Source organism: Streptomyces sp. NPDC001770 (assembly GCF_053596135.1).
In genome coordinates this window covers 82,592-107,521 of record NZ_JBSFFN010000006.1, presented here as the reverse complement: position 1 = coordinate 107,521, position 24,930 = coordinate 82,592, and the positions used below count along the sequence as shown (strand labels likewise).

General features: G+C 73.0%; 18 protein-coding genes. 11 read left to right on the top strand and 7 right to left on the bottom strand.

From position 1 onward, the window contains the following. Positions 1 to 30 precede the first annotated feature (30 nt). Positions 31 to 1,230, bottom strand: coding sequence for a CaiB/BaiF CoA transferase family protein (locus ACWCSV_RS08245; RefSeq protein WP_451139734.1), 1,200 nt, complete (start codon positions 1,228 to 1,230; stop codon positions 31 to 33). Positions 1,231 to 1,493: 263 nt separating this feature from the next. Between ACWCSV_RS08245 and ACWCSV_RS08240 the strand changes: the two genes are divergently transcribed. Then, complete coding sequence (locus tag ACWCSV_RS08240) at positions 1,494 to 2,675, top strand: saccharopine dehydrogenase family protein (protein WP_451139732.1); 1,182 nt, start codon at positions 1,494 to 1,496, stop codon at positions 2,673 to 2,675. A gap of 31 nt (positions 2,676 to 2,706) precedes the next feature. Here the strand turns inward: ACWCSV_RS08240 and ACWCSV_RS08235 are convergent, their stop codons facing one another. Beyond that, positions 2,707 to 3,384 (bottom strand): endonuclease V, encoded by a 678-nt coding sequence (locus ACWCSV_RS08235; protein WP_451139730.1) that lies wholly within the window; start codon positions 3,382 to 3,384, stop codon positions 2,707 to 2,709. 203 nt (positions 3,385 to 3,587) lie between these two features. Between ACWCSV_RS08235 and ACWCSV_RS08230 the strand changes: the two genes are divergently transcribed. The 3 genes from ACWCSV_RS08230 (at position 3,588) to ACWCSV_RS08220 (ending at position 7,188) form a co-directional block, all read left to right on the top strand. Then, on the top strand, positions 3,588 to 5,291 hold the full coding sequence (locus ACWCSV_RS08230; protein WP_451139728.1) for a RecQ family ATP-dependent DNA helicase: 1,704 nt from the start codon (positions 3,588 to 3,590) through the stop codon (positions 5,289 to 5,291). Between the two features lie 317 nt (positions 5,292 to 5,608). Beyond that, a complete protein-coding gene (locus ACWCSV_RS08225; protein ID WP_451139726.1) occupies positions 5,609 to 6,025 on the top strand; it encodes an SsgA family sporulation/cell division regulator in 417 nt (138 codons plus the stop codon). A gap of 191 nt (positions 6,026 to 6,216) precedes the next feature. Then, positions 6,217 to 7,188 carry an acyl-ACP desaturase gene (locus ACWCSV_RS08220; protein WP_451139724.1) on the top strand — a complete coding sequence of 324 codons (972 nt, stop codon included), beginning with the start codon at positions 6,217 to 6,219 and terminating at the stop codon, positions 7,186 to 7,188. A gap of 51 nt (positions 7,189 to 7,239) precedes the next feature. On the opposite strand, the gene ACWCSV_RS08215 is transcribed toward ACWCSV_RS08220, so the two are convergent. Further along, positions 7,240 to 10,641, bottom strand: coding sequence for a hypothetical protein (locus ACWCSV_RS08215; protein ID WP_451139722.1), 3,402 nt, complete (start codon positions 10,639 to 10,641; stop codon positions 7,240 to 7,242). A gap of 391 nt (positions 10,642 to 11,032) precedes the next feature. Between ACWCSV_RS08215 and ACWCSV_RS08210 the strand changes: the two genes are divergently transcribed. From ACWCSV_RS08210 to ACWCSV_RS08190, 5 genes are all read left to right on the top strand, one after another. After that, a complete protein-coding gene (locus ACWCSV_RS08210) occupies positions 11,033 to 12,016 on the top strand; it encodes an ABC transporter permease (protein WP_451139720.1) in 984 nt (327 codons plus the stop codon). A 13-nt stretch (positions 12,017 to 12,029) separates the two neighbouring features. Then, the gene (locus ACWCSV_RS08205; RefSeq protein ID WP_451139889.1) at positions 12,030 to 12,953 is read left to right on the top strand and encodes an ABC transporter permease; all 924 of its coding nucleotides are present in this window, start codon (positions 12,030 to 12,032) and stop codon (positions 12,951 to 12,953) included. Beyond that, complete coding sequence (locus ACWCSV_RS08200; RefSeq protein ID WP_451139718.1) at positions 12,950 to 15,040, top strand: dipeptide ABC transporter ATP-binding protein; 2,091 nt, start codon at positions 12,950 to 12,952, stop codon at positions 15,038 to 15,040. Before ACWCSV_RS08205 ends, ACWCSV_RS08200 begins: the two co-directional genes overlap by 4 nt. A 103-nt stretch (positions 15,041 to 15,143) precedes the next feature. Beyond that, positions 15,144 to 16,823, top strand: a complete 1,680-nt coding sequence (locus ACWCSV_RS08195; protein WP_451139716.1) for an ABC transporter family substrate-binding protein — start codon at positions 15,144 to 15,146, stop codon at positions 16,821 to 16,823. Positions 16,824 to 16,953: 130 nt separating this feature from the next. Next, positions 16,954 to 17,850 carry a chitosanase gene (locus ACWCSV_RS08190; protein ID WP_451139714.1) on the top strand — a complete coding sequence of 299 codons (897 nt, stop codon included), beginning with the start codon at positions 16,954 to 16,956 and terminating at the stop codon, positions 17,848 to 17,850. A gap of 62 nt (positions 17,851 to 17,912) precedes the next feature. On the opposite strand, the gene ACWCSV_RS08185 is transcribed toward ACWCSV_RS08190, so the two are convergent. Further along, positions 17,913 to 18,167: a WhiB family transcriptional regulator gene (locus ACWCSV_RS08185; RefSeq protein WP_451139712.1), complete on the bottom strand. Its 255-nt coding sequence runs from the start codon at positions 18,165 to 18,167 to the stop codon at positions 17,913 to 17,915. A gap of 97 nt (positions 18,168 to 18,264) precedes the next feature. After that, positions 18,265 to 19,053 (bottom strand): VOC family protein, encoded by a 789-nt coding sequence (locus tag ACWCSV_RS08180; RefSeq protein ID WP_451139887.1) that lies wholly within the window; start codon positions 19,051 to 19,053, stop codon positions 18,265 to 18,267. A 298-nt stretch (positions 19,054 to 19,351) separates the two neighbouring features. Between ACWCSV_RS08180 and ACWCSV_RS08175 the strand changes: the two genes are divergently transcribed. After that, positions 19,352 to 21,556: a DEAD/DEAH box helicase gene (locus ACWCSV_RS08175; RefSeq protein ID WP_451139710.1), complete on the top strand. Its 2,205-nt coding sequence runs from the start codon at positions 19,352 to 19,354 to the stop codon at positions 21,554 to 21,556. Here ACWCSV_RS08175 and ACWCSV_RS08170 read toward each other — a convergent pair whose 3' ends face one another. Both ACWCSV_RS08170 and ligD read right to left on the bottom strand, forming a co-directional pair. Beyond that, positions 21,557 to 22,732 carry an ABC transporter permease gene (locus ACWCSV_RS08170; protein ID WP_451139708.1) on the bottom strand — a complete coding sequence of 392 codons (1,176 nt, stop codon included), beginning with the start codon at positions 22,730 to 22,732 and terminating at the stop codon, positions 21,557 to 21,559. Next, entirely contained in the window at positions 22,729 to 23,775 is a 1,047-nt protein-coding gene (gene ligD / locus ACWCSV_RS08165) for a non-homologous end-joining DNA ligase (RefSeq protein ID WP_451139885.1), read from the bottom strand. Before ligD ends, ACWCSV_RS08170 begins: the two co-directional genes overlap by 4 nt. An 89-nt stretch (positions 23,776 to 23,864) precedes the next feature. Between ligD and ACWCSV_RS08160 the strand changes: the two genes are divergently transcribed. Further along, positions 23,865 to 24,929 (top strand): ATP-dependent DNA ligase, encoded by a 1,065-nt coding sequence (locus ACWCSV_RS08160; RefSeq protein ID WP_451139706.1) that lies wholly within the window; start codon positions 23,865 to 23,867, stop codon positions 24,927 to 24,929. The last annotated feature ends 1 nt before the right edge of the window (position 24,930 follow it).

The window sequence follows — 24,930 nt, the reverse complement described above, 5'->3', positions numbered from 1 at the left end:
GGTGTCGGATGGTGTGCACCGGTCTCGCCCTCATCCGGAAGCCCCCTCCGGCGGTTTACCGGCCGGCTCCGGCTCGTCCCGGCACCCGGGTGATTCCGCCGCGTCCCCGCCCCCGAGCAGTTCCGGCACGTCCCACTCCGCCGCCACCGACGCGGCGCCGCTGCCGGGCAGGGCGGGGGCGCTCCGTACGGCGGTGGGGGTGGCGGAGAAGCGCGGGGCGGGGGCGGGCTGGGTGATCCCGGCGTGCTCCACGAAGGTGGCGCGGGCGGCGAGATGCGGGTGGGCGGGCGCCTCGCGGAGGGAGAGGACCGGGGCGACGCAGGCGTCGGTGCCCTCGAACACCTCGGTCCACTCGGCGCGGGTGCGGGTACGGAACCGGTCCGCGACCGCGGTGCGCAGCTCCTCCCAGCGGGCGAGGTCCGCGCGGTCGGGCAGCTCGTCGGCGATACCGAGGCGCGCCGTGAACTCGTCGTAGAACCGCTGTTCCAGCGGGCCGACCGCCATGGCCTCGCCGTCGGAGGTCGCGTACGTGCCGTAGAAGGGGCAGCCGCCGTCGAGGAGGTTGGCGCCGCGCCGGTCCTGCCAGGCACCGGCCGCCAGCATGCCGTGGATCATGGTGGCGAGGTGGGCGGCGCCGTCGACGATCGCCGCGTCCACGACCTGGCCGCTCCCGCCGGGGGTACGGGCGTGCTGGAGGGCGGCGAGTACGCCGACCACGAGGTAGAGGGAGCCGCCCGCGTAGTCGCCGAGCAGGTTGGCCGGGACGGCCGGGGGTTCGCCGGGGCGGCCGATCATGGAAAGGGTGCCGGTGGGCGCGAGATAGGAGATGTCGTGCCCGGCGTGCTGGGCGAGCGGGCCTTCCTGGCCCCAGCCGGTCATCCGCCCGTAGACGAGCCGGGGGTTGCGGCCGAGGCAGGCGTCGGGGCCCACTCCGAGCCGTTCGGCGACCCCGGGGCGGTACCCCTCGATGAGGATGTCGGCGCGTCCGGCGAGGGCGAGGACGGCCGAGGTGCCCGCTTCGGTCTTGAGGTCGAGCAGGACGGAGCGTTTGTTGCGGTTGGTCAGGTCGCGGGCCGGGTCGATGGCGAGCACCTCCCCGCCCGGCCGGTCCACCCGGACGACGTCGGCGCCGAGGTCGGCGAGAAGCATCGCGGCGAACGGGCCGGGGCCGATGCCCGCCAGTTCGACCACGCGCACTCCCGAGAGGGGGCCGTTCCCCGACGCGGTCATCAAGCCCCCAGCGGTGTGACACAACCGATGTAACATCGACGATGCTAAGAACGACCGCCGCCTCGCACAAGACTTTTGGCCGAGCGACCGCTTAGTTTCTTCCACTCCCATGGTGCACCGTCACACGCCGTTCCGCCCCGAGTGCCACGCGTCACCCGCCGGCCCGAGGCCCGCGGCGGGCGACCGGAGTGGTTCACCGGCCACCGGTCGCGGGTCTACCCTCGACTGCCACCCACCCGGAGCCGGCCCCAGCGGAGGCACGCATGAAAAGGCACCACGGATCGGAACGCCCCTACGACGTCGTCCTGTACGGCGCCACCGGCTTCGTCGGCACGCTGACCGCCGCGTATCTCGCGGCGCACGCCCCCGACGGTCTGCGCTGGGCGCTGGCCGGGCGCAGCCGCGAGAAGCTGGAGCGGCTGCGCGGCGGCCTCGCCGTGAAGGGCCCGGAACCCGCACTGCTCGTCGCGGACGCCGACGATCCCACCACACTGCGCGAACTCGCCCTGTCCGCACGGGTGGTGGCCACCACGGTCGGGCCCTACCTCCGTTACGGGAACGCGCTCGTCGGGGCCTGCGCCCGGGCCGGTACGGACTACCTGGACCTCACCGGTGAGGCCGAGTTCATCGACCGGACCTGGCTCGACCACGACGGGCCCGCCCGGGAATCCGGGGCGCGCCTGGTGCACGCGTGCGGCTTCGACTCGGTGCCCCACGACCTCGGCGCGTACTTCACCGTCCGGCAGTTGCCCGAGGGCGTGCCGCTGACGGTCGACGCCTTCGTCCGCGCCCACGCGGTTTTCTCCGGCGGTACGTTCGCCTCCGCGGTGAACGCGATGGGCCGGGGCCCGCAGATGCTGGCCGCCGCCCGGGAACGCCGGGAGCGCGAGCCCCGGCTCACCGGCCGTCGCGTCAGGACCCCGCTGGGGGCCCCGCACTTCAGCGGGGAGACCGGTACCTGGGCTCTGCCCCTGCCGACCGTGGACCCGCAGATCGTGGGCCGTTCGGCGCGTGCGCTGGAGCGCTACGGCCCCGACTTCCGCTACCGCCACTTCGCCTCGGTGAAGCACCTGCCGGTCGCGCTGGGCGGCACGGCGGGCCTGGTGTCCTTGGTGGCCGCAGCACAACTCCGTTTCGTACGAGACTGGCTGACAGACCGTTACCAGGCCGGCGAGGGACCGGACGAGGAGCGCCGCAGCCGGAGCAGGTTCACCGTCCGGTTCGTCGGGGAGGGGGGCGGCCGGCGGGTCTTCACCGAGGTCTCGGGCGGCGACCCGGGATACGACGAGACGGCGCGGATGCTGGGCGAGGCCGCTCTCTGCCTCGCCCTGGACGATCTGCCGGAGACCGCGGGCCAGGTGACGACGGCGGTGGCGATGGGCGATGCCCTGCTGGAACGGCTGCGGGCCTCGGGGCTGGGCTTCCGGGTGGCGGCCCGGCGCTGAGCGGCCGGGAGGGCGCTCCGGGGGGCCCGCTTCAGCCCACCGCCTCGCGCAGTGCGCGCCGGCAGAGCGCGTCGGCCCTGCGGGTGGTCTCGGGCTGGCGGAACCCCCGGGTCAGCGCCAGGGTGTGGGCGCAGGCGATGTCCAGCGTGGTGCGGTGGCCGATGGAGACGAAGACCGGTTTGGTGTCGTCCCGGGTGCGCAGGGCCCGGCCGACCTCCTCCGTACCGTCCAGCAGCGGGGAGGAGTCGCCGCGCTTCGGGCCGGGCGGTTCGTACGCGAAGGTGAAGGGGTTCTTGGCGACGCCGATGACGGGGAGTCCGGTCAGCACCCCGAGATGGCTGGCGAGCCCGAAGCGGCGGGGGTGAGCCAGCCCGTATCCGTCGCAGACGACGAGGCCCGGGTCGGCCGTCAGCGACTCCAGCGCGGCGAGCACCGTGGGAATCTCCCGGAAGGCCAGCAGCCCGGGGACGTACGGGAAGGTGACCCGGCCCACGGCGGTGGTCTCGGCGACCACGTCGAGGGTGGCGGCGTCCAGCACCACGGCCGCCGCGACGACGAGGTCCCGCTCGTCGTCGTAGGCGACGTCCACTCCGGTGACGTGGCCCGATCCGGGGGCCGGTCCGGAGTCCTCGGTCACCACCCGGTCACGCAGGCGGTCCTGGACGGCCCGCGCCCCGGCGGCGTCGGCGGGCACGGTGAACGTCGTCATGACGGCCGAGCTTAGGGCGTGTTCGCCGGGCTTCGTCCGTCGGGGGCTTCGCGCCCGGGTGAGCGCCCGGACCGGGCGACGGCGGTCCGGGACGAAAGGCACGCCGCCTCCGCGTGCACTACCGCGCGTCAACGGGGGTACGAGGAGCGCCACGAGGGCTCCCGGTTCGCGGGTTTCGCCCCGGTTCGCTGTCGAGGAGTGTCATGGTGACTGCTTCTTCGCGACGTCTTCAGGACGTCGCGCGGGATGTGTTCGGCTGGGAGCGGCTGCGGCCGGAGCAGACGACGGCGATGGAAGCGGTGATGGAGCGGCGCGACACGCTGGTGGTGATGCCCACGGGCGCCGGGAAGTCGGCCGTCTACCAGGTTCCGGGGGTGCTGCTCCCGGGTCCGACCGTCGTGGTGTCGCCGCTGATCGCGCTCCAGCGCGACCAGGTCCAGGGGCTGCTGCGCCGCACGGGGACGGATGCGGCGGCGGTGAACTCGACGCAGACCGGGGACGAGAACGCCGCGGTGTGGGACAGGATCAGCGCGGGGGACGTCGACTTCCTCTTCCTCGCCCCGGAGCAGCTGGCGAAGGACGAGGTGGTCGAGCAGCTCGCGGCCGCCGAGCCGGCGCTGTTCGTGGTGGACGAGGCGCAGTGCGTGTCCTCCTGGGGCCACGACTTCCGGCCCGAATACCTGAGGCTCGGCCAGGTGCTCCGGCGGATCGGGCGTCCTCCGGTGCTCGCTCTGACGGCGAGCGCCGCCGCCCCCGTGCGGGCCGACATCGTCGCGCACCTGGGGATGCGGGACGTGCGGGAGGTCGTCACCGGCTTCGACCGTCCGAACATCCATCTGGAGGTGATCCCGTTCCGGGACGCGGCGGTCAAGGAGCGGGCGGTGGTCGAGCGTGCCGCGGCGGAGCCCAAGCCGGGGCTGGTGTACGCGGCGACGCGGCGCGAGGCCGAGAAGTACGCGAACGAGCTGAGCCTGCTGGGGCTGGACGCGGCGGCCTACCACGCGGGACTTCCCGCGCAGGAGCGTGGCGACGTGCACGACCGCTTCCTGGCGGGTTCGCTGGACGTGGTGGTGGCGACGTCCGCGTTCGGGATGGGTATCGACAAGCCGGACGTGCGCTTCGTGCTCCACGCGTCCGTCCCCGGGTCCCTGGACGCCTACTACCAGGAGATAGGCAGGGCCGGACGGGACGGCGAGCAGTCCCGGGCGATCCTCGCGTACCGGCCGCAGGATCTCGGCCTGCAGCGCTTCTTCTCGGCGGGCCGCCCCGACCCGGACACCGTCACCCAGGTGGCGCGCACGCTGGCGGAGCACGACGGTCCCGTGCACCCCGGCGACCTGCGGGACGAGACGCACCTGACGGCGAGCCGGCTGACGGCGGTCGTCAACCTCCTGGAGCAGGTCGACGCGGTACGCACCACCGTGCGGGGCGACGTGGAGCCTGCCCCGGGCATCGACCCGGCCCACGCGGCGCAGCGGGCGGTCGAACTGGGCGACGCCCACCAGCAGCTCGAACGCTCCCGGGTGGACATGATGCGTGGCTACGCGGAGACCACCGGCTGCCGGCGCCGCTTCCTCCTCGGCTACTTCGGACAGGTCCGGGGCGAGTCCGAGGAGTGCGGCTCCTGCGACCTGTGCGGGGCGGCCGAACTGTCCCGGGAGGGCGTGGCGCCCGGTCCGGCCATCCTGGCCGGTACGGGCGGGCAGATACCCGCCCCGGCCGCCGAGGAGGCGGCCGGAGGCGGCCACCCCTTCCACCCCGGCACCCGGGTCCGGCATCAGCACTGGGGTGAGGGTTCGGTGATGAGCGAGGAGGACCGGAGTCTGACCGTGCTCTTCCAGACGGTCGGCTACCGCACCCTGTCGCTGGAGGTCGTGCGGGAGCACGGGTTGCTCGACGTGTGCTGATCCCGGGGCGGTGCGTCAGCCCCTGTCCGGCGGGGCTTTCCGCCCGGGGCGTACCGCGATGTCCCGACTCTCCGCCGATGGGTCGTTAACGGGCCCTGTCCGGTTGGCGGCCGGGCCGTGCGGCCCGCCGCCGTGGGTCGCGCCGTCCGCGTACGGGCTGGACGCACGGGTGGACGGGCACTTCCCGGGCAGATGATCAGTCCCGGGGGTTTCGGCGGTGACACAGCTCACGCCCCGGGTCGGTGCGCGGATCGCGGTGTTCCGTCGTCTACTCCAGTGCCGGAGCCCGTTCGTCCAGCCGTGCGAGGGAGCAGGTCTTGTCCAGCCTTATCGAGCAGCCCGTACAGGCCCGCATGGTCGCGTCCGTTCCACGGATGGCGACGCTGGCCGCCACCCTGCGGTACGACCGCGCCCATCCGTTCGCGGTCCGGATCGCGTTCCCGGCCAGGGCCACGCTGGAGGGCACGGACGTCTCGTGGGAGTTCTCCCGGGAGCTGCTGGCCCAGGGCGTGGACGCGCCCGCCGGCCTCGGGGACGTACGGGTGCGGCCCTTCGGCCAGGAGCGGACCGCGCTCGAGTTCCATGCCGCCGAGGGCATCGCGATGGTGCACGTCCGCACCTCGGAGCTGCGCCGATTCCTCAGGCGCGTACAGGAGTTGGTGCCCGTGGGCGACGAGCACCGGTTCCTGGACCTCGACCGGGAGCTGGCGGAGTTCCTGGGCGACAATCACTGAGCGGGAGTACGGCCCGGGCCGTCCCCCCGCGGCGCCGTGCCGCCCCGGCCGGCCGTCTCCGGAACCCGTCCGGGATGCCCCGGAGAACGGTTCCGCCACCGGTCAGGCTTGGCTGAGGGCTTACCTGCGCTTAACCTACGGACACGTAACCTACGAAGCCGTAGGTAAATCTCCCGTCCCCAGGAGCACCCGTGACGATCACCTCTCCCCACCTCGGCAGTTCGAAGGCGTGGACGGACGCCCAGCTGCTGTACGCGCTGGAAGAGGTGGTGGAGAAGGAACTCAACCGCCATCTCAAGGTCGCCAAGGACTGGATGCCCCACGAGTACGTCCCGTTCTCCGACGGCCGGAACTTCCCGGGCGTCTTCGACGACGGCGAGGCGTGGGCCCCCGACCAGTCCAAGGTCACCGACATCGGCAAGATCGCTCTCGTGGTGAACCTGCTGACCGAGGACAACCTGCCCAGCTACCACCACGAGATCGCCTCGCTCTTCGGCCGCGACGGCGCCTGGGGCACCTGGGTGCACCGCTGGACGGCCGAGGAGGGCCGCCACGGCATCGTGATGCGCGACTACCTCCTGACCTCGCGCGCCGTCGACCCGGACAAGCTGGAGCAGTTCCGCATGGCGCACATGGCGGAGGGCTTCGAGTCCGACAACCGGCACTCGATGCTGCACTCCGTCGCGTACGTCGCCTTCCAGGAGCTGGCCACCCGCGTCTCGCACCGCAACACGGGCCACCAGTCGGGCGACCCGGTCTGTGACCGGATGCTCGCGCGCATCGCCACCGACGAGAACCTGCACATGGTCTTCTACCGGAACCTCCTGGGCGCCGCCTTCGAGCTGGCCCCGGACCTCACCATGCAGGCCGTCCGTGACGTGGTCGTCAACTTCCGGATGCCCGGACACGGCATGCCCGGCTTCGAGCGGGCCGCCGCGCAGATGGCGATCGGCGAGATCTACAACATGCGCATCCACCACGACGACGTGATCCAGCCCGTGCTGCGCTACCTGAAGGTCATGGACATCGACGGGCTCGGCCCGGAGGGGCTCCAGGCGCAGGAGGAGCTCGGTCTGTACATGGGCGGCCTGGACAGCGAGGCGTCGAAGTTCGACGAGAAGCTCGCGGCGCGCAAGGCCCGCATGGCGGCGCGCGGGCGCTGAGGCCCACGCGCCGGCCACACCCCCGGCTCGCCGCCGTGCGCGCGCCGGGGTTCACTCCGGCGCGGTCCACTCCTCGTACGCGGCGTCACGGACGTCCGCCGCCGGATGCTGGCGCAGCATCCGCAGCTGGGTGCGCCAGGGCGCGGTCCACTCCGTGCTCCGGCCGCCGGCCACCGTGAGCGCGACGGCGAGCAGCCCCTGCGCGGGGTCGCCGCCGGTCGCGGTGAGCCGGCCCGCCACCGTGAGGAGGACGTCGGGGTCCGTGCCCCCGTGCCGTCGCGCCGCCACGAGGTGGCCGAGGAAGGTACGGGCGGTCCTGGCGGCCAGTGCGGGGCGGCCGTCGTGCAGGGCGGCGAGCCGGACGAGGTCGGTGTGCAGGACGTCTGCGTCGGTGGCGTACGGGTCGACGGCGCGGACCAGGAGGGCGGCGGCCTGCGGGACGGTGTCGCGGTGCACGGCGAGGCGGTCCGCCGCGCCGAGGAGCACGGCGCGTTTCGTCCCGGTCGGGCCCGTGTGCCCGCCGGTGAGCGCCCGCACCAGGTGGACGAGGCGCTGGCGGCCCGGCCGGTCGCGGTCGGCGCCCGCGTCGTCCGCGGTGTCGTCGGTGGCCAGCAGGGTGAGCGTCCGGTTCAGGGCGTCGGCCCCCGCCGGGGTGACCGCCGCCCCGTCGACGAGGGCGTCCGCCGCGCCGGTCCAGCCGCCCCGGCGGTCGAGGTCGGTGACGGCGGCGAGGAGCACCTCGCTCGCGCCGTGCGCCCAGGGCAGCCAGTGGGCCAGCACCCGGTGGGCGGCGGCGGCCAGTTCGGGGTCCCCGGTGGTGCTCACCTCCTGGACCAGCCGGGCGAACCGGGCGCGGTGCCACTCGGGCAGCTGGTGGGGGACGGTACGCAGCACGGCTCCGCGCAGGGCCGGGGTGTCGCTCCCGGCGGCGTCGGCGAGCATGTCCCAGATACGTTCGCTGCCGAGCAGCACGTCGGCGGAGGCGACGCACGCGGCCCGTACGTCGGGGTGCCGGCCCGGCTCGCCGTAGGCGTCGGCGACCACCTCGGCCGCGCGTTCCAGCGGCAGCCGGACGGCGGCGAGCCGCACCATCTCCTTGCGGCTGGTGATCTTGCCGGTGCCGGGCGCGGTCCGTGCGGCGAGGACGCCGGCGAGGCGTGAGGGGCGGACGTGGCGGGAGGCCCGGCTCGCGGCGAAGACGGCGACGCGCGCCCTGTCCCCGCCGACGTGGTCGAGCAGTTCGTCCAGCGCCTCGGCGGGGCGGTCGGTACGGCCGAGGGCGGCGAGCGCGGTCTCGGCCAGCAGGACGTCCGGGGAGCCGGCCCACTTCCGCAGGGCTCCGGCGCCCGCTCCCGGTACCGCCGCCAGCCGGGCGACGGCCCCCGCCCGGGTCCACAGCGGCAGCTTCCTGTCGCCTGCCGCCTTCTCCAGTCCGCGCAGGGCGGCCTTCTGCTGCCGGGGCACCCAGCGGACGGCCTCGCGGTGGACCGGCAGCGTACGGTCGGCCTCGCGCGTGGCGAACCTGCCGGGCGGCACCGGCGCACCGAGCACACGGTCCAGCAGGTCGGTGCGGCGCGCGGTGACGATCCGCCGGACGGCGGGGAGGACGACGGCGGAGCGGTCCCGTTCCAGGACCTGCGCGACGCGCGCGTCGCGCAGGCGTACCGGTCGCAGCCACAGAGGGATCGCCTCTCGGGCGGTGGCGGTGTTGCCGTAGCGGACGGCCTGACGGAGCAGCTCCTGGAGTTCGTCCATGCCCTCGGCGCGGCGGCCGACGGCCCGGGCGAGCGCCAGCACGAGCTCGTAGTCCGACTTGTCGGCCCCCGCCTCCAGCCAGGGCCGGAGCGCTTCGAACACCAGGTGTTCCTGCCCCTTGCGCAGGGTTCGGTCGAGCCGTCCCAGGTCGGCGGCGCCCGTGGTGCCGGAGAGCCGGACCAGGGTGCGCAGCGACCAGCTCACGAGAGCGCGCCGGCCGGTGACGGCGTGCTCGCGCAGGACGGACACCGCGAGGGAGGAGAGGAAGGAGCGGGTGGCGGCGGACGAGTCGCGGGCCTCGACGGCGTCGGTGGCGATCCGGTCGAGGAGGGGCTCGGAGGCGGCCGTGAGGAGGGCGGGCGGGGTGGCGAGGAGGGCACCCAGCGCGGCGGTCCGCACGGGTTCCTGTTCGTTGCGCAGCCGCCCCATGTCGTCGAGTACGGCGTGGACGGTGGCGGGTTCACCGGAGCGTCCGGCGTTGCGGATCAGCAGGCTCCAGGCCGTCGCGCGGTCCTCGGCGGCCGGCCGCCGGGTGGCGGTGAGGAGGCGTTCGCGTACTTCTTCGGGCGGCAGATACGACTCGGCGAGCAGGACGGTGTCCCAGGGCTCTCCGTGGTCGCGGGCCCATACGGCCATGCGCCGGGCGGTCGCGGCGACCCGGTTGCGCGGCAGGGCGCCGAGCACGGCGGCGTCGACGGGTGTTCCGGTGGGTCCGGTGTCGTCCCGGCCGGTGACCGCCGCGTGGAAGGCGGCCCGCCTGCCGGGGGGCAGGGCGCGCATCAGCCGGGCGAGCGCGGCGGAGTCGTCGCGCAGCGTCCTGCCGAGCGCGACCAGTTCCTCTTCGGGCGCGGACCGGGCCATGCGACGCAGCAGGACGCCGCTGAGGACGCCGTGGCGGGGGAACTCCGTCCGGCCGGGGCCGAGGAACAGGCGTACGAACCGTCCCGCGTCGGCTTCGACGAGCGCGCCGAGGTGGCGGCGGAGGACGAAGGGGAGCCGGGCGGGCGGGTAGGCCTCCAGCAGGTCGAGGACGCGGTGCGGCAGCCGGCGGGCCGCCGTCGCGACGCCCAGCGCGCACCCGGACGACCACCAGCCGAGGTCGCGCCGGTCCTCCGGCAGTGCGGCGAGTTCGCGGGCCGCCTGGTCGAGGTAGGCACCGGGGTGGTGGCGCCCGAGCGCGGACCAGCAGGCGGCGGCGTGGAAGAGCCCGGGCAGCAGGGCGGCCACGGTCTCCGGGGAGCAGCCGGGCAGCATCCGGGCCGCCTCGGCGTCACCCCAGGTGTGGCGCAGGGAGACGATCAGCCGGTCGGCGAGGGCCGTGCGGCGGCTCGCGACGACCGCCCGGATCAGGTGGAGCCGTACGGCGGCCGACGCGTCGGCCATCGCTTCCTCGAACACGGAGTCGGGCACGCCGAGGCCGTCCGCCACCCGCAGCGCCTGGCCGCGGACGAAGGGGTCCTCATCGGCGATGTGCCGGGCCACCCATTCCCGGTCGCCGCCTGCCGCCGCCGCGAGGACGGCCACGCCGCGTTCGTACGGTTCGCCGTCCTCCAGCTCCTCCAGCACCGGACGCAGCATCCCGTCGTAGGCCAGCTTCCGCGCGCGGTGCGCCAGTTCCCGCATGCGCGCGGGGTACGGAAGCGGGTCGATGCCGTCGAGCAGGGCGCAGGCCAGCACGAGGGGACGGTTGTCGGTCATGGGGGGATTCTGCCGCGCACCCGCCGATTCATCGCCACGGTTTTACGGACCGTGACGCGACCGGTCCGTTCGTACGCATCACCGGGACCGGGCAGGACACCGGGAAGATGGGCGCACCCCCTCCCAAGTCCGCCCACATCGCCCGGAGTTCCGGTGTGATTACTACGGCGGCGTTTCGGGCTCGTGGCAGGACCACCGAAACGCTGGCGCTCCCGGGAAGCCCGGACCAGACTGACGGCCGCACCCAGGGTCTCTCGCCCCAGCCCGATCCGAACGAGAGGCCCCAGGTCCCCCCACGTCCCCCGAGAAGGCCCCCACCCCCCATGCCAACTCCCCCTTCCCCCGGCGCACTCGCCCCGCCCCCACCCCACGGGCCACGGAGGCGGTGCCCATGCTCCGCCACGTGACGCGAAAGATCGCGGGCTGGTTGCTGATGATCGCCGTGGCAACCAACGCGACCTATTTCCTCGCCAGTTGGTTTCTCGACCCGCGGTCGAACTTCAAGGAGTTGCGCCCCGCGCGCAGCGAAGTGCAGATCGACCGGGCCCTCTCGCCCTACAACCTGGATCCGCGGGTGCCGGTGGTGCACCGGTGGTGGGACTGGCTCACCTCGGTGGTGCTCCACTTCGACTGGGGGAAGTCCCCCACCGGTGTCCGGGTCAACGGGGAGATCGGCTACCGGTCCCTGGTCAGCGCCGAGTTGGTGCTCGTCGCGACGGTGCTGTCCGTGGTGGTGGGGGTGGGACTGGGGGTGTACACCGCGTCCCGGCAGTACGGCTGGGCGGACCGGGTCTCGCAGGCCGTGTCCATCGCGGTGTTCAACGTACCCACGTCGGTCGCCGCGCTCGCGGTGGTCTTCGTCGCCATCTGGCTCAACCAGCACGCGGGCGTGCACTTCCTCCCGGTGGCCGGGGAGAACTCCCCTGGGGTCGAAGGGATGTGGCCGACCATCGGCGACCGTCTCCTCCATCTCGTCCTGCCGACGCTCACGCTGACCCTGATGGGTTACGTCGGATACCACCTGACGCAGCGCTCGCTGCTGCTCGACACCATCGACGCCGACTTCGTGCGGACCGCCCGGGCCACCGGTCTCACCCGGGCCCAGGCCGTCCGACGGCACGCGCTGCGGGCCGCCCTCATCCCGACGGCGACCTCCGTGGCGTTCAGCGTCCCGGCCCTCTTCACCGGCGCGGTCATCACCGAGACGGTCTTCGGCTGGAACGGCATGGGCCGCTACTTCATCCAGACCATCGGCAAGAACGACGTGCACGGCGCGGTCGCCACGGCCGCCTTCGCCGCGGGGCTGACCGCGATCGGCGCGATCCTCGCGGACATCGCGACGGTCTTCCTCGATCCGAGAGTGCGGGTGAGCTGACGTGGCGGCAGACCTGACGACGGACACCACCGCAGGGCCCGCTCGGCCCGCGCCTCCCGCGAAGGACGGCCGGCATCTCGGCCTGGCCCGGCTCCATCTGCGGCGGTTCCTGCGCAACCGGCTCGCCGTCCTCGGTGTGGTGATCCTGGTGGCCCTGGTGCTCTTCAGCGTCTTCGGCGGCCTGTTCACCCCGTACGCGTACTCCGACGCCGACTTCGCGGCGCTCACCCGGCCCCCGAGCACCGCCCACTGGTTCGGTACCAACCAGGGCGGCAACGACATCTACGCGTCCGCCGTGCACGGCCTGAAGCGCTCCCTGGTCATCGCGGTGAGCGTGTCGGTGCTGACCGTCGTGGTCGCGGCGGTCATCGGTTCCAGCGCCGCGTACTTCGGCGGCCGGACCGAGAAGGCGACGCTCGCCGTCATCCACTTCCTGCTGGTCGTCCCCAGCTTCCTCATCCTCGCCCTGGTCTCCCACCGGCTGGCCGGCGACTGGCGGGTCCTCATCCTCGTGCTGACGGTGTTCGGCTGGATGTCCACGGCCCGGGTGATCTGGTCGGTCTCGACCTCCCTGCGGGAGAGGGACTTCGTCACGGCGGCGGAGTTCATGGGGGTCAGGCCGCTGCGCATCATCCTCCGCCACATCATCCTCAACCTCGGCTCGCTGCTGATCGTCAACCTGACGCTCGGGGTCGTCGCCACGGTGCTCAGCGAGACCGCGCTGTCCTTCCTCGGGTTCGGCGTCCAGACCCCGGACGTCTCGCTCGGCACCATGCTCGCGGACGGTGCCGGGGCCATCACCAGCGCGCCCTGGCTCTTCGCGTTCCCCGCGGGCCTGGTCGTGCTGCTGACCGTCTCGATGACCCTCGTCGGCGACGGGCTGCGGGACGCCCTCGATCCCACGTCCGCGACCGGTGCGGCGGGAGGCCGGCGATGACCCTCACGACTCCGCTGCCAGGGCCCGTGCCGCCCGCGGCCGCAGCGCCCGTGCTCTCGGTGCGGGATCTGCGGATCTCCTTCCCCTCCGAGGCCGGCCGGGTGGAGGCGGTGCGCGGGGTCGGTTTCGACCTGCTTCCGGGCCGGACGCTCGGGATCGTCGGCGAGTCCGGCTCGGGCAAGTCGGCCACCGCGATGGGCATCATGGGCCTGCTCCCGCCCGCCGCCGAGCTGCGGGGCCAGGTGCTGCTGGGCGGCCGGGACCTGGTCGGGCTCGGGGACAAGGAGCTCTCAGGCGTCCGGGGCAAGTCCATCGGCATGGTCTTCCAGGACCCGCTCTCCGCGCTCACCCCGATCTTCACCGTGGGCCGGCAGCTCTCCGACGCCCTCCGGGTCCACCAGGACCTGTCGAAGCGGGCCGCCCGGGAGCGGGCCGTGGAGCTGCTCGGCCTCGTCGGCATCCCGGACCCCCGCGAGCGGGCCGGCTCCTTCCCGCACGAGTTCTCCGGCGGGATGCGCCAGCGCGTCGTCATCGCGCTGGCGATCGCCAACGAGCCGTCCGTCCTCGTCGCCGACGAGCCGACGACCGCGCTCGACGTCACCGTGCAGGCCCAGATCCTCGACGTCCTGCGGCTCGCCCAGCGCGAGACCGGCGCCGGGCTCGTCCTGATCACCCACGACCTCGGGGTCGTGGCCGGTCACGCGGACGAGGTCGCGGTGATGTACGCGGGCCGCATCGTGGAACGGGCGGGCGTCGACGAGCTGTTCCGGCGGCCGGCGATGCCGTACACCGCGCGGCTGCTGGCCGCCGTACCGACCGTGGACAGCGGGGTGCACCGGCCCCTGCTCCCGATCGCCGGGGAGCCGCCCGCCCTGGTGGGCCTGCCCACGGGCTGCCCCTTCGCGCCCCGGTGCGCGGTCGCACTCGACGCCTGCCGCACCGGCGAACCCTCCCTGCGGGACATCGGCGGGCACGGTGAGGTGGCCTGCCTGCGCGCCGAGGAGACGTACGGCGGCACCCTGGACCCGGCCGGGGACACCGCGCCCGTCGCACCGCCCTCCGGGACGCGCTCCGGCTCCCCCGGCGCGGGCGAGGTCGTGCTGCGCGTGGAGGACCTCGTCAAGACCTTCCCCGTCACCAGGGGCACGGTCCTCAAGCGCCGGGTCGGCACCCTGCGCGCCGTCGACGGGGTGGGGTTCGAGCTCCGGTCCGGCGAGACCCTGGGGCTGGTGGGCGAGTCGGGCAGCGGCAAGACCACCACGCTGCTGGAGATCCTCCGGCTGCGGCGGCCCGAAGGAGGCCGCATCGAGGTCGCCGGACGGGACCTCGCCACCCTCGGTTCCGCGGCGGCGGTACGGGAGTTGCGGCGCGACGTGCAGATCGTCATGCAGGACCCGTTCGGGGCCCTGGACCCGCGGCTCCCCGTCTCCGAACTGCTCGCCGAGCCACTGCGTGCGATTCGGCGGGACCGGGGGTCGATCCGCGCCCGGACCGCCGAACTGCTGGGCCTCGTCGGCCTGGACGCGGCGGTGGGCGACCGCTTCCCCGCCGCGCTCTCCGGCGGCCAGCGCCAACGGGTCGGTATCGCCCGGGCTCTGGCGACCGAGCCGAAGCTGCTGGTCCTCGACGAACCGCTGTCCGCGCTCGACGTCTCCGTACAGGCCGGTGTGATCAACCTGCTGGCCCGGCTCAAGCGCGAACTCGGGATCGCCTACCTGGTGGTCGCGCACGACCTCGCCGTGATCCGGTACGTCTCCGACCGTATCGCGGTGATGTATCTCGGCCACGTCGTGGAGACCGGGGACACCGAGAGCCTCTTCGCCGCCCCGCAACACCCCTACACCAAGGCCCTGCTGTCGGCGATCCCGGTGCCGGACCCCGAGCGGGAGCGCAGCCGCGAGCGCGTCGTGCTCCAGGGCGAGCAGCCGAGCGCCACCCGGCTGCCCGCGGGCTGCGTCTTCGTCGACCGGTGTCCGCTGTACCGCCTCGCCGGCGAAGAGGTACGCCGGCGCTGTCGTACGGAACGCCCCGCGCCGACGCCGGTGGCCGGACGGCCGGGCCACAGCTACGCCTGCCATGCCGTCTGAGCACCCCACGGCCCCGTCCGTCGCGCAGGCCGGCCCCACCGGCCTCGCGTCGTCACTCCGCTCCACCTCCCCCCACCCCCGACTCCGAAGGAACCGTCCCGTCATGCGCGCACGACTGGCCCTGCCGCTCGCCCTGATCGCCGCCCTCTCCGTCACCGCCACCGCGTGCTCGTCCTCCGGGAAGGACACCTCCCGGGCGGACGGGAAGAACGCCCCGTCCGCCGCCTCGGGCGCCGCGGACTACAACCCGCAGCCGTACGACAAGGTCAGGGACGGCGGTACGTACACGACGGTCGGGACCTTCGACGACCAGGGAAACCCCTTCAACGTCAACTCCACGCTGACCGCCGCCCGGGTCTGGGCCTGGTACAACGCGGACGCGATCACCTACTCGCCGACCGGTGAGGTGCAGTACAACCCGGACTACTACAGCGATGTGAAGGTCACCGTCGAGGGCGGCAACCAGAAGGTCACCCTGACGATCAACCCGAAGGCCGTGTTCAACGACGGCACACCGATCGACTGGACCGCCATCGAGGCGACCTGGAAGGCAAACAACGGCTCGGACAAGGAGTTCGCCGCCTCCTCCACGGACGGCTACGACCGGATCACCTCGGTCGAGAAGGGCGCGGACGCCAAACAGGCGGTCATCACCTTCAAGGGGGTCAACGCCTCCTGGTCGAGTCTCTTCACCACCTTCCTGCACCCCGAGGCCGCCACGGTCGCGCACTTCAACGACGCCTACGTGAAGAAGGCGCACCCCGAGTGGGGCGCGGGCCCGTACACCGTGGGCTCCTGGGACACCCACTCCGGCAACATCACCTTCGTCCGCAACCCCAAGTGGTGGGGAAAGAAGGGCAAGCTCGACAAACGCGTCTACGTGAACCTGGAGTCGACCGCCGCGGTCAACGCGTTCAAGAACGGTGAGATCGACCTCGCCTCCGCCGTCGACGCGGAGAGCCTCAACCAGGTGAAGGGGCTCAAGGGGAGCGAGATCCGCAGCGGCGGCAGCCCCTTCGAGTACGCGCTGTACTTCAACACCAAATCCGCCGTCCTCGCGGACAGCGAGGTCCGCAAGGCGATCGAGGAGAGCATCGACCGCGCCCAGATCGCGAAGATCCAGTTCCAGGGGCTGGACTACACGGAGCCCCTGCCCGGTTCGGCGGTGCTCTACAGCTTCCAGAAGGGCTACCGGGACAACCTCTCCTCCGTGCTGACGTACGCGCCCGAGGAGGCGAAGACGTCGCTCGAAGCGGCGGGCTGGAAGGCGGGGGCGGACGGCGTCCGGGCGAAGGGCGGCCAGAAGCTCGAGATCGGCTACACGCTCCTCGGCGACGACCCGCTGGACAAGGCCCTCGCCGGCGCCTTCACGGCGATGCTGAAGCCGGTCGGCATCCACCTCGTCGTCAAGAAGGCCGACGAGGCCGACTTCGCCACCATTCTCAGCGAGCGCAAGTTCGACCTCTTCCTGTCGGGCAACCGCTCCATGGACCCGTTCGGCGCGCGGTACCTCTGCGACTTCTACTGCTCGGACCGTGACTCCAACCTCACCGGTGCCGGCTCACCGGCCCTGGACGCGGAGATCCGCGCCACCACGGAGATCGCCGACCTCGACGAGCAGGTGACAGCGGTCAACGAGGTCGAGCAGAAGGCACTGCGGGAGTACGCGTTCCTGCCGCTGTTCAGCGGCCCGTCGACGTACGCGGTGAAGAAGGGGCTCGTCAACGCCGGGGCGACCATCTTCTTCAACCCGCTCCCGGAGACCGTGGGCTGGCAGAAGTAGGGCCCGCGGGACCGGTCACGGCGGGCGCTTCCGGAGGAATCACCCCGAGGAAGCGCCCCGGCGGACCCGGGGCGGAGCTGGGGCAGGGCTGACCAGTGGGACTCCTGTGAACCGCCCTAGACTGTGCCGCGTGAAACCTGCGATACGTCTCGCCGTCATCGGCGTACCGGTCATCATCGTCCTCTCCCTGGTCTTCGGGGGTGGCAGCGGCGACGAACTCCCCTCGGACACCGGGCAGCCCTCGGCGGCCAACGAGAAGCAGTCGGCGGCGGACATCCGCGCCGAGGAGGACGCGGAGATCGCGGAGCAGCCTCCGGGGCTGGCCGATCCGGCGATGAAGGAGATCGCCGCGGAGCTGGTCTCCAGCGCGAACAGCTCCACGCTCGACTGGCGGAGCCGGTTCGACGCGATCGAGGACACCGGGGACGGCCTGGGCTACACCGCCGGGATCGTCGGCTTCTGCTCGGGCACCAGCGACATGCTGGACCTCGTGGAGCGCTACACGGCCGCGCACCCGGGCAATCCGCTGGCACCCTTCCTGCCGGCGCTGCGCAAGGTGAACGGCAGCGGGTCGCACGAGGGCCTGGACCCCGGGTTCACCGACGCCTGGAAGCTCGCCGCGCAGGACGAGGCGTTCCGCACCGCGCAGGAGGAGAGCCGGGACCGCCTCTACTTCGATCCCGCAGTACGGCAGGCGAAGCTCGACGGGCTGGGGCCCCTGGGGCAGTACATCTACTACGACGCGATGGTGCTGCACGGTCCCGACGACAGCGCCACGGGCTTCTACGGCATCCGCGAAGCGGCTCTGTCGGACGCCGACACGGTGGCCGAGGGCGGTGACGAGGAGGAGTACCTCGACATCTTCCTGGACGCGAGCAAAAAGGCGATCCTGGCGAAGCGCAAGGGGCGTGACACCTCCCGGATCGACACCATGCAGATGAAGTTCCTGGACGACGGCAACTTCAAGCTGGCCACCCCGCTGGAGTGGCGGGTGTACGGGAAGACCTTCCGGATCCCGGCCGCCTGAGCCCGTCCGGCCGCCCGTCCGCTCCCGGTCGGGCGCTCCTCGGCCCTCCGGCCGCTCCCCGGTCAGGCGCTCGCGCGGCCGGAACGGCGCAGCCGGTCGCGTTCGTTCTCCGACAGGCCTCCCCAGACGCCGAAGCGCTCGTCGTTGGCGAGGGCGTACTCCAGGCATGCGATCCGGCCCTCGCAGGCGAAGCAGAGCCGCTTCGCCTCGCGCGTCGAGCTTCCCGGTGCGGGGAAGAAGAAGTCGGGACCGATCTGGGCGCACAGGGCCGATTCCTGCCAGGCGAGTGCGTCCTCGGTGGTGGTGTTGATCAGCATGCGCCCAGCATGCCGCCCGTCAATAAACATCCGTTGAACGACCACTTCTGGCCACGCCCGCGACCGGGCGGAGCCGGGGCGGCACGACCGGAGACGTTCAGTCCATCGCGGGCTTGATGACGGCGAAGGAGGCCCCGTACGGGTCGGTGACGTTGGCCATCACGCCGACCTTCTCCACGTCCATCGGCCCGAGGGTGACCGCCCCGCCGAGCCGGACCGCGTCACCCAGCACCACCTCGACGTCGTCCACCGAGAAGTACGGCAGCCAGTGCGGCCCCGACCGCGCCTCGCTCGGCACCTCGTCCAGGCCGACCAGTCCGCCGAAGAACGCCTCGTCGCCCTCGGTGCCGGCCGGGCGGATCATCGTGTAGGTGCCGCCGGGGAACTCGGTGGCCTCCGTGTGCCAGCCGAAGACGCTTCCGTAGAACGCCTTCGCCTCCTCCACGTCCGGCGCGTAGAGCTCGGACCAGATGAGCGTGCCCGGCACCTGGGTCGCGCCGAGTCCGGGATTCTGCTTGGGCTGCCAGGAGCCGAAGTAGGCGCCCGCCGGGTCGGTGAACCCGCCCATCCTGCCGTACTCCAGCACGTCCATCGGCGCGAAGGGGACGTTTCCGCCCCCGGCTTCGACCGCGCGGGCGGTCGCGTCCACGTCGGGCGACTGGAAGTACACCGACCAGGTCGGCTTGGCCTGTTCGTCGGTGACGGTCATCGCCCCGGCGACGGTCCGGCCGTCCAGGGTGTACATCCCGTAGCCGCCGGTCTCGGGGCCGCCGGGGACCAAATCCCATCCGAACAGGCCCCGGTAGAAGGTGGTGGCTCCGTCGAGGTCGGGTGTGCCGAGGTCGATCCAGTTCGGGGCGCCCGGGACGAAGGTCGGGTCGAGCATGGCGCTGCGCTCCTCCAGCAGGGGGCCGTCTGACGCCCCCGCTTGACTCGTCGTGCAGGTCGTGGACGTGCTGTCGCGCAGGGATTCCCTGGCCATTCGAGTCTGCCACCGGTGACCGGACGCCGCAGTCCGCGGACGGCCGGCCGGAGGAGGAACGCCCGGCCAGGCACGATCCGGTCTCCGCCGCCGGGGCGGTGGCGGCCCTCCCACCTCGCGCTCGTGAAACCATGGGGGCCCGCGGGACCCCTGCGTGGTGTCCCGGGTCGGGCGGGGCGGCGGGACAGAGGGACGTACGTACATGCCACAGGACGGCGCTACGGGCACCGGGGCGGGCGCCGGAAAGGCGGTCCGGCCGCTGCTCGCGGACGCGGACGCGCTGCTGGCGGCGGCCCGTGCGGTGCCCGCGGACCTTGATCGCGCGCTGGACGCCGTGCGCTCGGTGCTCGACCCCCTCGTCGCTTCCCTGGTCGGCCGGGAGCTGGAGACGATCCCGGTCGCCCGGCTCCGCGACGTGACGGAGGGGCGGCTGCGCATCACCGCCTTCGAACAGGCCGGGTTCCGCACGGTCGGCGCGGTGCGCACGACGAGCCGGTACGAGCTCCGGCGGCTGCCCGGCGTCGGGGCGCAGACCGCGGACCAGGCGCTGGCCGCCGCCGAGCAGCTCGCGCACGCGGTCCGCGACACGGTCGCTGTGCGCCTCGACGCGGACGCCCCGGACCCCGCCACCGGCGCGCTGGTGGTGGCCCTGCACCGGCTGGTCGAAGCGGGCCCCGACGCGCGGCGGGCCCGCGAGGCGGCACTGCGCCTGATCGGCCGGCTGGAGGAGCCGTTGGCCGCGGCGGCACCGGCCAGGGGGCGGCTGCGTCCCCTCTTCCTCGGCCGGGAGGCGCGTGGGCGGGTCGCGGCGGCGGTGGAGGGCGTGCGGACGGTGCTGGCGGAGGCCGAGGAGCAGCGGCTCCCGCTCCTCTTCGGCCAGGTGTGCGTCGACCTGTTGCGGGCCGACGAACCGGAGGCGTCGGCCTGGGTCGACTTCGAGCTGCGGTCGGCCGAGTACTACGGTCTGCTCGCCGAGTTGTCGGGCACCGGCCCGGACCGGGAAGCCGCCGAGGGGTTCCTGCCGTCCGCGATCGCGGACCGGGTGCGCGGGCAGCGGCTGGACGACACGCGGTTGCGGGTGTCGCTGCGCGGCTACCAGTCGTTCGGGGCCCGGTTCGCGCTCGCCCAGAAGCGGGTGGTGCTCGGGGACGAGATGGGTCTGGGCAAGACGGTGCAGGCCATCGCGGCGCTGGCGCACTTGGCGGCGGGCGGCGAATGCCACTTCCTGGTGGTGTGCCCGGCGAGCGTGCTCGTCAACTGGACGCGCGAGATCCGCGCCCGCTCCACGCTGGGCGTGGTGCCGGTGCACGGCCCCGACCGGAGCGAGGCGTTCGGTCAGTGGCTCCACTCGGGCGGGGTCGCGCTCACCACGTTCGACGCGCTCCACGCCCTGCCGGACGTGGTGGTGGCGGGCGTGCGGCCGGCCATGCTCGTCGTGGACGAGGCGCATTACGTGAAGAATCCCGGTACCCGCCGGTCGCGGGCGGTCGCCGGGTGGGCGGACCGGGCCGAGCACGTCCTCTTCCTCACCGGCACGCCGATGGAGAACCGGGTGGCGGAGTTCCGCAGCCTGATCCGCCTGCTCCGCCCCGAGCTGGCGCCCCCGGTCGGCACCGTGCACGGCGCCGCCGGCTCACTGGCCTTCCGCCGCGCGGTGGCACCCGCCTATCTCCGGCGCAACCAGGAGGACGTCCTTCCCGAACTGCCCGCGCTGGTCCGGGCCGACGAGTGGGTGGAGTTCAGCGAGGCCGACCTGCGTGCCTACCGCGCGGCGGTGGACGACGGCCACTTCATGCGCATGCGCCGGGCGGCGTACGCGGTGCCCGAGGAGTCGGCGAAGCTGGCGCGGCTGCGGGAGCTCGTCGCCGAGGCGGCCGGCAACGGGCACAAGGTGGTGGTGTTCTCCTACTTCCGCGAGGTGCTGGCGACCGTCCGGACGGCCCTCGGCGACGGGGTGTTCGGGCCGGTCGCGGGGAACGTCGCGGCGGGCCGCCGGCAGGAGCTGGTGGACGCGTTCGGCGCGGCGCGCGGTCACGCGGTGCTGCTGAGCCAGATCCAGGCGGGGGGCACCGGGCTGAACATGCAGGCCGCCTCCGTGGTCATCCTCTGCGAGCCGCAGATCAAGCCCACCCTGGAGCACCAGGCCGTGGCGCGGGCGCACCGGATGGGTCAGATACGCAGCGTCCAAGTGCACCGGCTGCTCACGGCAGACAGCGTCGACCAGCGGATGATGGCGCTGCTGGCCCGCAAGGACCGGGCGTTCGACGCGTACGCCCGGCGCAGCGATCTCGCGGAGGCGGTGCCGGAGGCGGTGGACGTGTCGGACGGGGCGCTGGCCCGGCTCATCGTGGAGGAGGAGCAGCTCCGTCTGGGCCGTGTCCGACGACTCGGCCGACCGCGAGGGTGATCAGCCGGACGCCGCCGCGTGCTCGGGTTCCTTCGGCCGGCCGCCGGGGTGGCGGTGGCGCCAGGTCCAGAAGACCGCGCAGGAGACCAGGGCCCAGACGCCGAGCACGAGGTAGGGGAAGAGGAACTGGTGCCCGTGGTAGTAGACGGCGGTGTGCTGGGCGTTGACCGAGGCGCCGGGAGGCAGCCAGCGGCCGATGTGCCCGAGCAGCGACGGCAGCAGCGGCCAGGAGACGGCGCCGCCGGACGACGGGTTGCCGAGCAGCACCATGACGCCCCAGGTCGGGAGCATCGCCCACCGTCCGATGAGGGTGTTGAACATGGTGAAGACCATGGCGCTGGTGAACATCGTGAACGCCAGGATCAGCCAGGACTGGAGGAACGGCAGGTCGAGCGCGCCGAGCCCCCAGTCCACGACGGCGGCGATGGCGAACGCGCCGAACAGGGCGTGGGCGACGGTGAAGAGGATGCGTTCGAGCGGGGTCAGGGTGCGGGCGTGGACGCTGAGCTGGATGGCGCCGACGAAGCCGAGGATGACGGCGGCGAGCGAGATGTAGAAGAGCGCGAGTCCGCGCGGGTCGCCCGGCTGGAGCGGTTTGACGTCCCGGACGGTGACGGGCACTCCGACCGCCTTGCCCACCTTCTCCCCCGCCTCGGCGAGGAGTTGGGCCACGGAGGCGCCGGAGGCGGCGGCGACGTCGAGGTGCACCCGGTCGTTGCCGGCGCGCAGGATGGTGAAGACACGTTGTTCCTGGAGCGCCTCGTCGGCCTCGGCCGTCGTGTCGTACTCGTGCAGGACCAGGGAGGCGTCCAGGGCCTTCTCCATCCCCGCCACGAACGCGGTCCCGCGCGGCGAGGCGGGCTGTCCGATCACGGCCGCCGGAATGCGGTGAGGGGTGGGGTTGGCCATGGCGTAGGTGTACGAGCCGGCGAAGAGGCCCGCCGCGGCGGCGAGGATGAACAGCAGCACGGTCGCCGGGAAGTACGGCGAATCCTTGAAGGCGTGCCACTTGTCGCGCGTGGTGGAGGGGCGGCCGTGGGCGCCGTGGCGGGTGTGCCCGGAGGCGGCCCCCGGGGTGGGTCCCGCCGTCTCTCCGGCGGTGCCCGGCCCGCTGTCGCTTCCGCTCCCGCCGGTGCCGTCGTCCTCGGGGCCCGGGGGCGTCCGTTCGCCGCTCACCCGTCGGCCTCCGGCTCGTTGCCGTCCGGCGCCTTGCCGTCCGGCTCGTCCTCCGCACGGGCCCGGCTGGGCTGCACGCGCTTGGGCTCGCCGGGCATCTTGGGATATTCCGGCGGATAGGGCAGGTCGCCGTGCCCGTGTTCCCGCTCGTCCCGTTCGGCGAGTTCCAGCAGGAGGTCGAGACGGAAGGCGTGCTGGTCCATCTCGGCGTGGACGTCGCCCACCTTCGCGTACCGCTGGGGCATGGTCCTGATGTCGAAGTCGCGGGGTTCGGCGTCGTCGATCTCCTCCCAGCGCAGCGGGGCGGAGACCGGGGCGTGCGGGAAGGGCCGTACGGAGTAGGCGGAGGCGATCGTACGGTCGCGGGCGGTCTGGTTGTAGTCGACGAAGATCCGCTCACCGCGCTCCTCCTTCCACCAGGCGGTGGTGACCCGGTCGGGCATCCGCCGCTCCAGTTCGCGCCCCACGGCGATGGCGGACCGGCGCACCTCGGTGAAGGTCCACTCGGGCACCAGCGGCACGAAGACGTGGATGCCGCGTCCGCCGGAGGTCTTGGGCCAGCCGCGCAGCCCGTGGTCCTCCAGGACCGAGCGGAGTTCGTGGGCGGCCTCGACGGCATCGGCGTAGTCGGTGCCGGGCTGCGGGTCGAGGTCGATGCGCAGCTCGTCGGGGTGGTCGGTGTCGGTGTTCCGTACCGGCCACGGGTGGAAGGTGAGGGTGCCGAGGTTGGCGGCCCAGAGCACCGCCGCGAGTCCGGCGGGGCAGATCTCGTCGGCGTGCCGGCCGCTGGGGAAGGAGATGCGGGTGGTGGGAATCCAGTCGGGCACGTTCTTCGGCGCCCGCTTCTGGTAGAAGAACTCGCCCTCCACGCCGTCGACGAAGCGCTGGAGGGTGGTGGGCCGGTCGCGCAGCGCGCGGGTGATCCCGTCGCCCACGGCGAGGAAGTACTCCGCCACGTCCCTTTTGGTGTAGCCCTTCTCCGGGAAGTACACCTTGTCCGGGTTGGACAGCCGCACCGGCCGCCCGTCCACGTCGAGTTCCACCGCAGCTCCCATGTCGGCCACCGTAGGCGGGGGACGCAAATGCCGCATATCGAAGGACGGGCGGTGGGGTTTCGCGCAGAATCGGGTCCATGGACCTGCCGGTGATGCCTCCTGTGAAGCCGATGCTCGCCAAGTCCGTCGCCACGATCCCGCCGGGCATGCAGTACGAGGCGAAGTGGGACGGCTTCCGGGCGATCGTGCACCGGGACGGCGACGAGGTGGTGATCGGCAGCCGTACCGGAAAGCCGCTGACCCGCTACTTCCCCGAGCTGGTCCCGGCGGTCCTGGAGTCGCTGCCGCCGCGCTGCGTGATCGACGGGGAGATCGTGCTCGCGCACGGCGGGCGCCTCGACTTCGACCGGCTCAGCGAACGCATCCACCCGGCCGAATCCCGGGTACGGCTCCTCGCCGAGCGGACCCCCGCGTCCCTGGTCGCCTTCGACGTGCTGGCCCTGGACGACGTGTCGCTGCTCGACACTCCGCAGGCGGACCGGCGTACGGCACTGGAGGCGGCGCTCGCGGGCGCGGTACCTCCGGTCCACCTCGCCCCGGCCACCACGGACCGGGAGGTCGCGCAGCGGTGGTTCGACCAGTACGAGGGCGCGGGTCTGGACGGGATCGTCGCCAAACCGCTCGGCCTGCCCTACCGACCGGACACCCGCTCCATGTTCAAGATCAAGCACGAGCGGACCGCCGACTGCGTAGTGGCCGGTTACCGCGAGCACAAGAGCGGCCCGGTCGTCGGCTCGCTGCTGCTGGGGTTGTACGACGACGCGGGCGTACTCCAGCACGTAGGTGTGTGCGCGTCCTTCCCGATGAAACGCCGGGCCGAACTGGTCGACGAACTGGCGCCGTTGAGGACACTCCCGGACGAACACCCCTGGGGGGCCTGGGCGAACGCCGCGGCGCACGAGGGCGCCAGGCTGCCGGGTGCACCGAGCCGGTGGTCGGGGAAGAAGGACATGTCGTGGGTGCCGCTGCGTCCGGAGCGGGTCTGCGAGGTGAGGTACGACCACATGGAGGGCGACCGCTTCCGCCACACCACGCAGTTCCGCCGCTGGCGCCCCGACCGCACCCCTTCCGGCTGCACCTACGGGCAGTTGGCGGAAGTGGTGCGGTACGACCTCTCGGAGGTGCTGTCGGGGGGCGAGTGAG